General features: G+C 62.4%; 13 protein-coding genes. 6 read left to right on the forward strand and 7 right to left on the reverse strand.

Going from position 1 to position 12,852, the window contains the following annotated elements; genetic code table 11:
• Positions 1-61 precede the first annotated feature (61 nt).
• Positions 62-484 carry a SufE family protein gene (locus tag HFO71_RS11815; RefSeq protein WP_017959631.1) on the reverse strand — a complete coding sequence of 141 codons (423 nt, stop codon included), beginning with the start codon at positions 482-484 and terminating at the stop codon, positions 62-64.
• Between the two features lie 245 nt (positions 485-729).
• Positions 730-1,224 (reverse strand): DUF5330 domain-containing protein, encoded by a 495-nt coding sequence (locus HFO71_RS11820; protein WP_077976023.1) that lies wholly within the window; start codon positions 1,222-1,224, stop codon positions 730-732.
• A gap of 413 nt (positions 1,225-1,637) precedes the next feature.
• Here HFO71_RS11820 and HFO71_RS11825 point away from each other — a divergent pair, with 413 nt between their 5' ends.
• From HFO71_RS11825 to HFO71_RS11840, 4 genes are all read left to right on the forward strand, one after another.
• Positions 1,638-3,218, forward strand: a complete 1,581-nt coding sequence (locus tag HFO71_RS11825; RefSeq protein WP_206118131.1) for a sensor histidine kinase — start codon at positions 1,638-1,640, stop codon at positions 3,216-3,218.
• On the forward strand, positions 3,190-4,104 hold the full coding sequence (locus HFO71_RS11830) for a peptidoglycan-binding domain-containing protein (protein ID WP_221988125.1): 915 nt from the start codon (positions 3,190-3,192) through the stop codon (positions 4,102-4,104). Before HFO71_RS11825 ends, HFO71_RS11830 begins: the two co-directional genes overlap by 29 nt.
• A 120-nt stretch (positions 4,105-4,224) precedes the next feature.
• Complete coding sequence (locus HFO71_RS11835; RefSeq protein ID WP_221988127.1) at positions 4,225-5,673, forward strand: methyl-accepting chemotaxis protein; 1,449 nt, start codon at positions 4,225-4,227, stop codon at positions 5,671-5,673.
• A gap of 62 nt (positions 5,674-5,735) precedes the next feature.
• Positions 5,736-6,080 (forward strand): DUF1491 family protein, encoded by a 345-nt coding sequence (locus tag HFO71_RS11840; RefSeq protein ID WP_221988170.1) that lies wholly within the window; start codon positions 5,736-5,738, stop codon positions 6,078-6,080.
• Positions 6,081-6,145: 65 nt separating this feature from the next.
• On the opposite strand, the gene HFO71_RS11845 is transcribed toward HFO71_RS11840, so the two are convergent.
• Positions 6,146-7,195 carry a DUF2336 domain-containing protein gene (locus tag HFO71_RS11845; protein ID WP_221988129.1) on the reverse strand — a complete coding sequence of 350 codons (1,050 nt, stop codon included), beginning with the start codon at positions 7,193-7,195 and terminating at the stop codon, positions 6,146-6,148.
• A 248-nt stretch (positions 7,196-7,443) separates the two neighbouring features.
• On the reverse strand, positions 7,444-7,650 hold the full coding sequence (locus tag HFO71_RS11850; RefSeq protein ID WP_077976028.1) for a hypothetical protein: 207 nt from the start codon (positions 7,648-7,650) through the stop codon (positions 7,444-7,446).
• A 540-nt stretch (positions 7,651-8,190) separates the two neighbouring features.
• On the opposite strand from HFO71_RS11850, the gene HFO71_RS11855 reads away from it, so the two are divergent.
• Positions 8,191-8,358 (forward strand): hypothetical protein, encoded by a 168-nt coding sequence (locus tag HFO71_RS11855; RefSeq protein ID WP_165503768.1) that lies wholly within the window; start codon positions 8,191-8,193, stop codon positions 8,356-8,358.
• A 13-nt stretch (positions 8,359-8,371) separates the two neighbouring features.
• On the opposite strand, the gene HFO71_RS11860 is transcribed toward HFO71_RS11855, so the two are convergent.
• The 3 genes from HFO71_RS11860 to HFO71_RS11870 form a co-directional block, all read right to left on the reverse strand.
• Positions 8,372-8,920, reverse strand: a complete 549-nt coding sequence (locus HFO71_RS11860; RefSeq protein WP_017963550.1) for a DUF1254 domain-containing protein — start codon at positions 8,918-8,920, stop codon at positions 8,372-8,374.
• Positions 8,913-9,500, reverse strand: a complete 588-nt coding sequence (locus HFO71_RS11865) for a DUF1214 domain-containing protein (RefSeq protein WP_017959644.1) — start codon at positions 9,498-9,500, stop codon at positions 8,913-8,915. The genes HFO71_RS11860 and HFO71_RS11865 overlap by 8 nt, the downstream gene beginning before the upstream one ends.
• 370 nt (positions 9,501-9,870) lie before the next feature.
• Positions 9,871-12,081: a transglycosylase domain-containing protein gene (locus HFO71_RS11870; RefSeq protein ID WP_221988130.1), complete on the reverse strand. Its 2,211-nt coding sequence runs from the start codon at positions 12,079-12,081 to the stop codon at positions 9,871-9,873.
• Between the two features lie 204 nt (positions 12,082-12,285).
• Between HFO71_RS11870 and HFO71_RS11875 the strand changes: the two genes are divergently transcribed.
• On the forward strand, positions 12,286-12,762 hold the full coding sequence (locus HFO71_RS11875) for a YcgN family cysteine cluster protein (RefSeq protein ID WP_221988132.1): 477 nt from the start codon (positions 12,286-12,288) through the stop codon (positions 12,760-12,762).
• Positions 12,763-12,852 lie beyond the last annotated feature (90 nt).

Genomic DNA, 12,852 nt, shown 5'->3' on the forward strand with positions numbered 1-12,852 from the left:
CGGCACCGCCCCACTCGCCCGTCCTGTAGCTTTCAAAACAGGCCAGCAGCCACGAGCACGGTCAAGCCGCAGCGCGGACTCTCGCCTCTTCGCGGATCCTGTTCACCATCGACCGCAGTCCGTTCGAACGCTGCGATGACAGGTTCTCCACCAGGCCGATCTTCGAGAATATCTCGAAGGCATCGAGCCCGGCGATCTCGGAGGCCGTCTTGCCGGAATAGGTGGCAAGCACGATGGCGACGAGGCCGCGCACGATATGGGCGTCGGAATCACCCTCGAAGCTCATGACGGGATTGTCGGGATCGCCTGCCGTATGGCTCACCAGCCACACCTGGCTGGCGCAACCCATCACCTTATTCTCGGAGGTACGCTTTTCTTCCGCCAAGTCGGGCAGCGCCTTGCCGAGTTCGATGACATAGCGGTAGCGGTCTTCCCAATCGTCCAGGAAGGCGAAGTCGTCGATGATCTGGTCGAGGGATGCCATGGTAGCCTTTCACTATTAAAGCAGTTCCAGCAAAAGTGCGCAGCGGTTTTGCGTCCGGAATGCGTCAGGAACTGCTCTAAGACTGCATATAGGTGAAAGACCGGCAGATTTGAACCGTTAAAAAGAAACGCCGTGAGGGATGAGCATCCTCACGGCGCAGCAACATGCTGAATTAAACAGGGCAGGCACTTCAGGCATGGGGCATCTCCGCGTCATGCGGACCACCGATGCAAGCTGGTTAAGGGTCAGGTCGCCGGTTTCGGCGTCGGCAGCGGAATGGCGCCGGTCACCACCGCCTCAGGGGAGGCATCGTCCTCGACCGGCGGACGGTAAGGCATCGGCTGGTTGAGCGCGGCCTTTGCCTCGCGCACCTTTTCCTGAATGGCAGGCGTGGTGAGGGAAGGCATGTTGAGCGCCACCGGCATCTGCGGTTCGGCAAGCTTTGCGGTTGCCGGCGCCTCATCCTTGAATTGGCTGTCGAGCAGTTGGTAGGCGACGTGGGCTCCCTCGCGGGCCCGGTAGCCGAGTGCGGTGAGGGTCTCGGTGCCCTTGGCGCAGACCTCGGGCTTCTCCGAGCACATGCCGGTCAAATAGTCGTAGGCGCCGCTTGCCGCCGTGAACGCGTCGGAAAGCTGCAATTGCGGGCCGTTGGCGAGCTTGTCGGAACTCTCCGTGCTGAAGACGGAAAGAAGCACGAGCACGAGGCCAAACCAGAAGGATCCTTTGATCAGAAACCACATTGTCGTTGCCCATCCTGTTTTCCCGTCCGGTTCTTGTTGCCGAATCAGGCCGGTTGTCCGGTGTGTTTTCACCCTACCGCCAAGTTGCGAATGCCGCTTTTCGAAACTCACGCGCATTTGCGGCAAATTTAGTTCAAATTTTAGCGAACGGTATTTGGCCCGTATTTTTAGTCGAATGCGACCGATCGCCGTTAAGCATCAGGGCAGCACCTGCTTGCAATTGCAGGACTTTTGCCGGCTCGCCTTGCCACAGGAGTTAACGCAATGCTGAAATATGAGGAAAATCCGTCGCTTACCCCCTATTAACCACAAAAGGCAAAGAGCCTTCCAGATGCTTCAAAACGAGAATTTCGGCCGTTTCAGGCTGTGAACAGCGCTTTTGCCTTATCCTTTCTTTAAGTCGCCAAGGCCTATTGTCCGGATCGATAGACAGCCTTTCGGGCGGGTATTGCGTGCGTGTATTGAGTAACATTGGCGGCTGGATGACGGCCCTCGTAGACCGTGCAGCGACAAGCTGGCTCTCCCGGACGGGCGGCGGTGAAGCCGTGCGCCAACGCGAGCTCGCGATCCTGCGCCGCCTCGTGCTGCTCTCGTCGGCTGCTCTCGTTGCCGCTCCTGTCGGCCTTTCGGCGGTCACCAGTCCGGCCGTGGCGCTGCCGGCAGGTGTCGCCATGGTCTGCGCCGCCTTTCTCTTTTCCGCCGTCGGCAGCATCGCGCTAGCCCGTCAGGGTTCGTCTGCCGGTATCGCCACGCAGTCGGCCGAGGATTTCTTCCTTGCCGCCACCCCGGGCCTCGTCTTCTTCCTCGACCCGCACGGCAGTGTGGCGACCGTCGGCGGTCGCGACCGACGCGACTTCCTCGCCTGGATGCGCGATCCGAAGGGCAGGGGCTTCCTCGAGCAGGTGCATGTCTCCGACCGCATTCTTTTCCTGCAGGCGCTCGATGGCCTGCGCCGGGGCGAGGATGCTCAGAGCGTCGACCTGCGCCTCGACCGGCCCTCGGTCTCGCGTGATCAACGCCAGTTTGCCTATCTGAGAATGGACATGACGGCCCGGCGCGATGCCGACGGCGAACTTGCCGCCATCATTGCCCAGCTGCGCGATGTCTCCGTCGAGCAACAGCTGCGTGACGAAGCCCAGAATCGCGCGGCCGATGCCGAATCCGCAAATGATGCCAAATCGCGCTTCCTCGCCGCCGTCAGCCATGAGCTGCGCACGCCGCTGAACGCCATTCTCGGTTTTTCCGACATCCTGATCGGCGAATATTTCGGCAAGTTCGAAAACGACCGTCAGCGCGAATATGTCGGCCTGGTCCGCGAATCCGGGGCGCATCTGCTCTCCGTCGTCAACACCATGCTCGACATGAGCAAGATCGAAGCCGGCCGCTACGAGCTGATCCTCGAAGCCTTCGACATATCAAGCTCCGTCAAATCCTGCGAATCGATGCTGGCATTGCAGGCGAAGACCAAGGGCCTCACCCTGACGAGCCGTATCCAGCGCGGCCTCGGCGAGGTCGTCGCCGATCAGCGGGCCATCCAGCAGATCCTCATCAATCTCGTCGGCAATGCCATAAAGTTCACCGAGGCCGGCGGCGTGGTCTCGGTCGATGCGGCAGCGCGCGACGGCATCCTCAAGCTGACGGTCAGCGACACCGGCATCGGCATCCCGGCCGACAAGCTGGCATTGCTCGGCCAGCCCTTCGTCCAGATCCAGAACGACTATACCCGACAGTTCGAAGGCTCCGGCCTCGGTCTCTCCCTGGTCAAGGGCTTGGTGGCGCTGCATGGCGGGTATTTCGCCATCGCCAGCCAGCCGGGCGAAGGCACGATCATTACCATTGAGATCGCAATGGACGGCTCGGGTGCCCAGCACGCCGAAGACGCCGGCCATGGCGCGACTGTCGAGTTTCCGCCGCGGCTGAAGGGCGCGGTCAACACAGGTGCAGAATTAGAAGAGGGGCGTTTCGATGGCCGCGCGCAAGCGAAAATCGCCTAAGGGGAAGCGCCAGCAGCCGGGCCTTCTGATGTCAGGCGCCGCCGCCCTCGGCGGGCTCGGCCTGCAGGGCGCCTCCGTGCTCGGCGGCGTCATCGGCCGCAATCCGTCGGTCGCCGGCGGCACGATCACCTTCGCCGTCATCTTCTCCTTCGTCGCCGCCAATGCGCTCTGGTATCAGCCGGGCCTGCATCCGCATCCGATCTTCCGCACCCGCGATCCGCAGTCCCCAACCGTGCTCGGCGCCCGCCGTCCGGCCGAGGAGCAACAGGGTGACGTCACCACCTTCCGGATCGAACGGCCGCAGGATACCGCCGCCACCAACGCGACACCGGCGCCTGCCGCACCCGGCCAGCAGCCGAGCCAACTCGTCATGGACATCCAGCAGCAGCTGGTGCGCCGCGGCCTCTATAACGGCATACCCGACGGCATCATCGGCCCCCGCACCAGTGCGGCCATTCTCTTCTTCGAGGAGACAGTCGGCATGACTCAGACCGGCGATCCGACGCCGGAGGTGCTCGTGGCGCTGAAGACCGATGCTGCCGGCCCCTCGGCCGTACCCGCCGAAAAGCCGCCCGAAGATGTGAGCTCGAAGGCAGCGGCGGAAGACCCGGTGGCAGCGGCGATCCGCAGCGCCGAGAAGACCGTCAAAACGGTTCCGTCGGCGGCAAAGCAGGTTCCATCGAGCCAAATCACCAATGTCGACCTGGTGTTGAAGATCCAGAAGGGTCTTTCCAACATGGCCTATGCCAATGTCGGCGTCGACGGCGTCGCCGGCGAGCAGACCCGCGCGGCCATCCGCCATTTTCAGAAGCACTACAACCTGCCCGAAGACGGCGAGCCGAACCAGGCGGTGCTGAAGAAACTTAAGGAAATCGGCGCGATCTAACCGCCATGATGCCGCACGGTTGGCTTCGCCCTACAACCTAAGTCTAAGGCGAGGCTGCTGTTTGCAACTAATTAACCATGTTGACGGAAGCTTTTCTGATTGGGCGGAGGAGCGTCGGACATGCATGCGCTGAAGGCGATAGACGATCTGGCCGGAGAGCCGGCGGTCGAAGCGGGAGGGCCTGATCGCGAGGCGCTGCGCCGCATCCTGCTGCGTCTTGCCGAAGAAGCCTCCACCCTTGGCATCGATCTCGTCGATATCGCCGGCGCCATCCAGGACATGGCGGGAATGTCGGCCCGGCATGCCTCCGCCTTCGATCATGTCACCCGCACCGCGCTTTCGATTGCAGAGACCAACCGCTCGGTCGCCGTGTCGCTGCGCGAGACCGACCGCACGGCGACCGAGGCCCGCCACATGCTGAAAGAATCGGCCGACCGCCTGACGGGCTCCGTCGCCGAGATCGGTCACATGGTCCAGTCCTCCAACGAGATCGGCGCTGAGATCGCCGGCTTCTCGAAGTCGCTTGCCGATGTCGACAATATCGCCGAGGAGATCAGCACCATCGCCCGCCAGACCAACCTGCTGGCGCTGAACGCCGCGATCGAGGCGGCGCGCGCCGGCGATGCGGGCAAGGGTTTTGCGGTCGTCGCCACCGAGGTCCGGGCGCTTTCGCTGCAGACCTCGAAGGCGACCGGCTCCATCCAGCAGACGCTGGACGAACTGCGCGTGAAGATCGACCGGCTGTCGGCCGCCGGCAGCGATGCGCGCGACAGTGCAGCCGGCGTGCGTGACAAGTCGGAGGCGATGCGCGGCGCCTTCGAAAGCATGGAACATGTCATCACCCGCATCCTCGACAGTTCGACTGTCATGGCCAACACCACCGAGGCGGTCGATCAGCAATGCGCCGGTTTCGTCGAGAAACTCGGCGAGATGTCGGCCGAGGTCGCCGGCTCGAATGTCAGGCTGCAGCAGGCGGCAAAACGCGTCGACAGCGTCGTCGGCCTCTCGGAAACCCTGATCCAGCTGACGGCGAGCGCCGGCGTCAAGACCGCCGACAGCCGTTGGATCGAGGAAGCGCAGTCGGTGGCAAGGCAGATTTCCGGCGCCTTCGAGCGCGCCGTCATCGAGGGTCAGATCGGGCTCGATGCGCTCTTCGACCGACGCTATCGGCCGATACCAGGTTCCGATCCGGCGCAGATGATGGCGGCCTTCACCGAGCTCACCGACCGCCTGCTGCCGCCGATCCAGGAGCCCGTCACAGCTTTGGACGAGCGCATCGCCTTCTGCGCGGCGATCGACGAGAACGGCTATCTGCCGACCCACAACCGAAAATTCTCGCAAGCCCAGCGGTCTGGCGACAGCGTCTGGAACACCGCCAATTGCCGCAATCGCCGCATCTTCGCCGATCGCGTCGGTCTTGCCGCCGGCCGCAGCACCGCGCCCTTCCTCGTCCAGACCTACAGGCGCGACATGGGCGGCGGCAATTTCGTGATGATGAAGGATATCTCCGCTCCGATCACAGTGCGCGGACGGCATTGGGGCGGATTGCGGCTGGCGGTCAAGGTCTGACCCCTGAGGTCAAACTCTGGCTCCGCATTGCCGCCACCGGCGCGCCGGTCTATACCGCGCCGATGAGATTACGCGCCGACATCTTCGTTTCAGCCCTCCTGCGCCGCGTCTTCACCAGCGGCGACTTCGCCGCCGTGGAGAAGAAGGGCGCCGAGGAAGCCGGGGCGATCTTTATCCGCCAGCACTTCTGCAACGGCCTGGAAACGCTCTACGCGCCCGCGCCGCAGACCGCCTTCGACGAAGGTCAGGCCGGCGACCGTCTGTTCGAGGTCCGCCTGTCGCGCAGCGATCCGGAAGCGGTGCGGGCGATGCTGGAGCGCGAACGTAAATTCGACCCCGATCTCTGGATCGTTGAGCTGGAGGCGGAGGAACTGGGGGACATGATCCCGCTTGCGAAGGGCGGCTGAGCCAAGGCGCTCGTCAGTTCCTAATTTCAAACAGCTCACCATGCGGTGAGGTTAGTCATTCCAGCTCAGCGAGATCGCCGCCCCATGACGCGCATGTCGCGCTGCGGCGGCGCTTGGCGGATGAAGCGGTGGTTGGGCGTTTCCTGAGGTGCGGGCACATTGGGTACGTCGTGCCTATAGGTGTAGCGATCGGCACGCCGCCAGGCTTCGACGCGTTCGTGGCATTCTTCCGGGTCGAGCGCATCGAGCACCATCCAGCCGCGCGTGACGTTGTGCTGCTGTTCGGCAAGGTGCGGATAGAGCCTTTCGAGCACGAAGACGGCATCGAGAAAGCCCATGCCGAGGCTCGTCAGCGTCGTGGCGAGCTGCTGGCCGGAAAGATCGAGCATGATGCGCTCGGCAAGCCAGCGGCTGGCGGAAAGCGCATCGGCAAGTGCGGTCGCGAAATGCGTCGCCTCACGCGAGCGGGCAAAGCGCACCAGCAGCGCCTCCTGAATGTCGGTGAGCGTGCGCAGACCGAGCCTGTCCTCGTCGGCACGGCCGAGATGGCCGGCAAGCCCGAGGATACGCTCGCGCAATGCCTCTTCATTGGAAACCCGCTGTTCCTCCAGCGCATCTGCCTCGTTGGTCTCGGTAGGCGCCGGCGAAAGCGGCACCGCCGGCGATTCCATGACCGGCGCCGATGTGGTCGTCGACCGCGGCTGGCTCTGGCGCAGCGCCACCAAAGCATCGATGACCTTCGGCGAGAGTGAATCGCGGCTGACGATCGCCTTGACATGCGCTGCACCCTGCATGCGTGCGATGGTGATCAGCGTATCGTCGGCGACGGCCTTTGAGGCGGCAAGAAAAGGGGCTGCGATCTCGATCGGCTGGTTGCCGATGAACAGCGCCACTGCGGCCGGCATGTTCTCGCATTGGGATAGCGCCGCGACCGCTTGGCGCTTGGCCTCGTCGGAGGAGGCCTGGAATAGCGGCATGAAAAGCTCGGCGAATTGGCGCAGTTCGGACCGTGTCGGATGAGACAGGTTCTCGAAACTGCTGACAGTCGCCATCAATACCACGTCCTTTTTCCTGACGGCCAAGGGGCCTTCTAGGTCTCGAAACCGGTCACGCACAAAAACACCCCGAAAACGCAGAATAAGGGGACCAAGGGCCGATATGCGCTGGCGGAACGCATGTCAGGCCATACGGTTATGAACAAATCCTACACCGGTACGGTTAATGCATGCTGAAGATTTTATTAATATGCAACAGAAATATACACGCCTAACGTGTCGCGGCATTGTCAGCCGGCAATATAAAAATGGGTGGTTTGGAAGGCGCGTTGAGACGATCGCGCATCGCTGCCGAGATAGAGGAAAAATCAGGCGATCCTGTGATCGCGCAGCGCGTGCAGCAGCTTTTCGCGGCTGTCGTAACCGGCCTGATAAAGGTCGAGTGCTGCGGATGCCGCGAATTGCGCGTCGACGCTTTTGATGTCGATGCGCCGTTCTGCGCACCAGGCATCAAGCGCACTGCGCAGCACGTCGAGATCTTCAGGCGAGAAAGATGAATTCACCAGCAAAGACACCGCTTGCCCTCCGCATTCCGGCAAGAACGTGGAAATCCCGATCGATCGGAAGCCGGAAACGTGTGATCGACATGAGCGAACATACGCGCATCTGTGCGCCTCGCAATTAAATATTTTCATGATGTTTTTTTGCAACATCGCCCTTTTTCCCGGCCGGCGGATTGCAGCGCTGATGTCAACTATATGAATTGTTTCTAATTTTATCCGTTGATCTCCAGCCGGCCGTTTGCGCAGGCGGGGTGAAACCAAATCAACTCTTCGAGCGTTAAAGGGGAAGTAACGTGAACTGTGTTCGGCATCGGCCGAGTATTAGTAAACTGTTAACTGTCATCTGTCTCAATTCGGATAGGAACGACGCGATTTGAGTATTTGGATCGTTGAAACTCCGCATCACGGTATTTCAATCAGGTGCCGTGGGAAAGGCGCGAATGCCCTCGGTCCGGTCATCCCGGCACTGCAGGACGCGCCGGCCCGCACATTGGCGGGCAGGGTGAAATCCATCGCAACTTCATCCGTCTCGGGCAGTGCATGGAGACGAGAATGGCAATAGTAATTGCATTGGCGGATCGGCGGCCGCGGGCGCCGCGGCGCCCGGACAAGGAGCCCCGCGAAGCCAAGATCCTTTGGTTCACCGGCGTCCGCTACGAGCGGTTGGCCGAGAGCCCGAAACATCGTCCGGCGCCCGCGCCGCGCGTCAACAAGAAGTAACCGCTCTTCAACCTCAGCGAGCGGCGAATTGCTCGCAGCCGGCTTCCGTCAGGAAGTTGCGCGCAGCCTCATCGAAGCTTGCCTGCGGCGCCAGCGTCCGCAGCACGGCATAGCCGTCCGGCCGTGCCATTTCCACCAGGATCGCCTGCTGCAGCTCCTGCGGCAAGTTCTTGCGCAGGTCGGTCAGCTGGATGGGACTGCCGGCCAGCACGTCGAGCGCGCCGCCGACCGATGTTCTGTCGTTCATGCTGAAGACCTCGTTGGAGGCACTGTCATAGATCGCGATCGACCAGAAGGGCACGTTGCCCTTGGCGGTGAAATGTACCGGCGCATCCTCGACGTCGAAGGAGCAGACGGCGGTGCGCAGGAAGGGGTCGCCATTGGCAAGGCCAGCCTCGTCATATTGGTCGCCGAGCAGGTAGAAATTATTGAGGTCGCCCTCTGCCTCCACGCGGGTCGCCGCATCCCTGCCGGTGAAATGCGGCAGCGACAGGATGATGACGAGATGCAGCAGGGCTGCGCCGAAAAGGCCGGTCAGGACGGCGAAAAATATCCTAAGCATTGCCGCATCCGGTCTTGGTGAGCTTCGGCATAGCGAGGTCGATCACGCCGGAACTGCCGGCTGTCGGGGTGTCGAACAGCGTCAGCACCAGCCGGAAGGTGCCGGCCTCCGGCAGGGCCAGCCAGTTGCCCGGCTGCGCGACGGCTGAGATCTCGATCGAGAAACTGCTGTCTTGATTGCGCAGCACCGTCCAGGAATTGAGCGCTGAGGGATGCCCGGTCTTCACCGCTGCCGGATTGCCGCCATTGTCGGCGGTAAAGAGCGTCCAGAGCCGGGCAGGCGGCGTCTGCCCGCTGATGCGGTAGCGGCAATTGGCATTCAGCCGCGCGCCCTCGTCGTCGACGCTCGCCGTGAAGGTCAGGCCCTCGGCGCTGCCATAGAGAAGCTTGCCGGCACGCGCGCGATGCGATTTGGCGTAAGGATCGGCCTCGACTGTCTGCAACGCCGGAAAGGCCTCCCAGGCACCGAGCTTGATCGCCCCGAAACCCTGTGTCGCGTCCAGCGCATAAAGCGAAATCATGATCCCGCCGCCGAAGGCGACGATCAGCGTGATCGCGATAAAGAGGGGGAATCGAAACACGTCATGACCTTGGAAACCATATCGGATGAAAGGGTTACCACTGATTCTGGCAGGGTGGAATGCCGGGCCGTGACATAGGCGCCGATTGATCCCAGCTTATGTCCATGCGGCAAAGCCGTCTGCCACGTGCGGCAAAGCCGTCATGTAGGGCTGTCCGGTTCTGGCCGATGGCTGCCCCTCACCCTAGCCCTCTCCCCGTAAAACGGGGAGAGGGGACGTGCCTTGCGAGATGTGGGCGAGGAACGGAGAGGTTGCGGCGTGTCCCCTTCGCCCCGTTTACGGGGAGAAGGTGCCGGCAGGCGGATGAGGGGCCGGCGTCGGCAATCTCCCAGGCCGGAGATTTCGGAACCCGCGCGTAAGATCCCGCCAACTACTCCGCGCTCGCCACCTTCGCCGGCGCGAGCGGGGCGGCATCCTTCAGCTTCTCGCCGAGCTTCTTGAGGATGCCAGTCGATTGAACCGAGAGCATGCGCGGCCGGATGAGCTGCGGCAATCCGTCCTGCGGCTTGGCGGCGGCAGTCTTGGCGAGGTCCTTTTCCGAGGGCAGGGGGTTTTCGACGCCGGGGATGGCGCGCAGCGTGACACCCTGATGGGCGTAATCCATGGCGCGCTTGAAGGTCATCGCCGGCAGCGAACCGCCGGTCATCTCGTTGGTCGAGGTGTAGTCGTCATTGCCGAACCAGACGGCGCAGGTGTAATTGCCGGTGAAGCCGACGAACCAGGCGTCGCGATAGGCCTGGGTCGTGCCGGTCTTGCCGGCCGTCAGGATGCCGTTGTCGAGGGCCGCCTTGCGCGCCGTGCCGACATAGGGAACGCGCGACAGCATCTGGTTCATATAGGCGTCGGCCTGTTCGGAGAGCACACGCTTCGGCGCCGGTTCGTCGCGGTCGAAATCATATAGAACGTCGCCGTCGTAATCGAGGATCTGGGTGATGCCGTGGCGGCGCGACTGGTAGCCGCCGGCCGGGAAGGTGGCGTAGGCCGTCGCCTGGTCGAGGACCGTCACCTCGGAGGTGCCGATCGGGATGGTGACGTCGTCGCGGATCGGCGTTTCGACGCCGAGGTTCTTCGCCATCGCCCGGATCGGCTGAATACCGAGTTTTTCCTTGGCGAGCCGCACCGGCACGGTGTTGATCGACTGGGCGATCGCGGTCTCAAGCGTGATGCGGCCGGCATAGCGGTTTGCGTAATTGTGCGGGCTCCAGTTGCCCCAGTAGATCGGCGCATCGACGATCGTCGTCTGCGGTGTCATGCCGCTCTCCATCGCCACCGCATAGGTGTAGACCTTGAAGGACGAGCCTGGCTGGCGCAGCGCCCTGCTGGCGCGGTTGAACTGGCTCTCGCCGTAATCCCGGCCGCCGACCATGGCGCGGACGGCGCCGCCGTTTTCGATCATCACCATCGCGCCCTGCTTGGCGTGATAGGCTTCGCCATATTCGCGCAGCGACGTCTCGACCGAATCCTCCGCCGCCTGCTGGATGCCCATATCGATCGTCGTGCGCACGATCAGCGAATGCTGGTGGAAGCGCGACGAAAGCCGCTGCACCTCGTCGAAAGCCCAATCGAGGAAGAAATCGGGCGATTCCACCTCGTTGCGGTCGACGACGGTGGCCGGATTGCGCCTGGCGGCGATCACCTGGCCCTCGGTCATCAGCCCGCTTTGCACCAGATTGGTCAGCACTTCGTTGGCGCGCGCACGCGCCGCCGGCAGGTTGACATGCGGTGCGTATTTCGCCGGCGCCTTGAACAGGCCGGCAAGCATGGCGGATTCGGCAAGGTTCACATCGGTGATGTTCTTGCCGAAATAGAACTGCGCCGCCGCCGCGGCGCCAAAAGTGCCGCCGCCCATATAGGCGCGGTCGAGATAGGTGGAGAGGATTTCCTTCTTGGAAAGGTTCGCCTCGAGCCAAAGCGCCAGGAACGCCTCGGTGACCTTGCGGTCGATCGAGCGTTCGTTCGACAGGAACAGGTTCTTGGCGAGCTGCTGCGTCAGCGTCGAGCCGCCCTGCACGACTTCGCCGGCGCGTGCATTCTCACTCATGGCGCGGAAGAGGCCGATGAAATCGATGCCGAAATGGTCGAAGAATCGCCGGTCTTCGGTGGCGAGCACCGATTTGATCAGCGAATCCGGCAGCTCGTCGATCGGCACGGAATTCTGGTGGATGACGCCGCGATGGCCGATGACATTGCCGTAGCGGTCGGTAAAGGTGACGGCGAAATCGCCCCGGTTGCGCCAGTCTTCCTTGGTCGCCTCGAAGGCGGGCTGGGCAAGCAGCAGCATCAACACCGAGCCGGCCGCTCCGAGCGTCAGTCCTTCGCCGGCAAGTTCGAAGACCATGCGCTTCCAGCCGCGCACGCGGAAACGGCGGAAGAAGATGGTAATGTCTTCCCAGATCTCGGCGGCGCGGAAGCCGGCGTTCCAGACGGTAGAATCGATCCAGGAATCGATGCGCAGCAGAATGTGACGGCTCTTCGCCGGCCGCTTTTCCGCTGCCTCGTTCGCCGCTTTTCCGGGCCTTTTTTTTTGCCCGTTTTCTGGGCCATTTCCTGGCCCATTTCCTGGGTTGTCCGGATCCTGCACGTCCTGTATTCCCGCCTGATCTCACTTCGGTCATATCCGACGAAAGCGCGAGGCCCGCATATGGCCGCAAAGCTCTCCGATACCGGGAGAGAATTCTCCGAGTACCAGGAGTATACTGAAGGATTGATTGATTTTGCGGCTGATAACAAGAGAGATGCATCAGGGTCACGCGAATTTGCGGGTCGCTGTTGCAAGAAACGAACGATGAACGATCTGCCTTTCTGGAAGAGCAAGACGCTTGCCGAAATGACCGTCGCCGAGTGGGAAAGCCTTTGCGACGGCTGCGGCCTCTGTTGTCTCAACAAGATCGAGGAATGGGATAGCGGCGATATCTATTTCACCTCGGTCAGCTGCAAGCTGCTCGATGGCGAAAGCTGTCGCTGCTCCAGCTATGAGAACCGCTGGGATTTCGTGCCGGACTGCGTGCAGCTGACGAAGGAGAATGTGCCCGATATCGCCTGGCTGCCGCCCACCTGCGGCTACCGGCTGGTCAATGAAGGCCGCGACCTCTACTGGTGGCATCCGCTCGTCTCCGGCGACCCGGAGACCGTCCATGCAGCCGGCATTTCCGCGAGAGGCCGCGCGATCAACGAAAATGAGATCGATCTCGACGACCTCGAAGATTACGTCGTCGATTGGCCGCTGACCGTGGGCGAGGAGAAGGACGAAGAGGACGCCTGATACGGCTGGCGAAGGCTTTCTCTTGCGGGGCGAATGACGCATTCGCACAGCGCACGCCTTACCTCCGCGTGATGCGTAAAATCGGCACTG

The sequence above is a fragment of the Rhizobium laguerreae genome (assembly GCF_019778565.1).
Classification (GTDB): domain Bacteria; phylum Pseudomonadota; class Alphaproteobacteria; order Rhizobiales; family Rhizobiaceae; genus Rhizobium; species Rhizobium laguerreae.

Coding starts and splice junctions, on each gene's coding strand:
- HFO71_RS11855 (WP_165503768.1), top strand. CDS start 8,191: ATGGCAATAGTAATTGCATTGGCGGATCGGCGGCCGCGGGCGCCGCGG.
- HFO71_RS11815 (WP_017959631.1), bottom strand. CDS start 484: ATGGCATCCCTCGACCAGATCATCGACGACTTCGCCTTCCTGGACGAT.
- HFO71_RS11875 (WP_221988132.1), top strand. CDS start 12,286: ATGAACGATCTGCCTTTCTGGAAGAGCAAGACGCTTGCCGAAATGACC.
- HFO71_RS11860 (WP_017963550.1), bottom strand. CDS start 8,920: ATGCTTAGGATATTTTTCGCCGTCCTGACCGGCCTTTTCGGCGCAGCC.
- HFO71_RS11835 (WP_221988127.1), top strand. CDS start 4,225: ATGCATGCGCTGAAGGCGATAGACGATCTGGCCGGAGAGCCGGCGGTC.
- HFO71_RS11840 (WP_221988170.1), top strand. CDS start 5,736: ATGAGATTACGCGCCGACATCTTCGTTTCAGCCCTCCTGCGCCGCGTC.
- HFO71_RS11830 (WP_221988125.1), top strand. CDS start 3,190: ATGGCCGCGCGCAAGCGAAAATCGCCTAAGGGGAAGCGCCAGCAGCCG.
- HFO71_RS11820 (WP_077976023.1), bottom strand. CDS start 1,224: ATGTGGTTTCTGATCAAAGGATCCTTCTGGTTTGGCCTCGTGCTCGTG.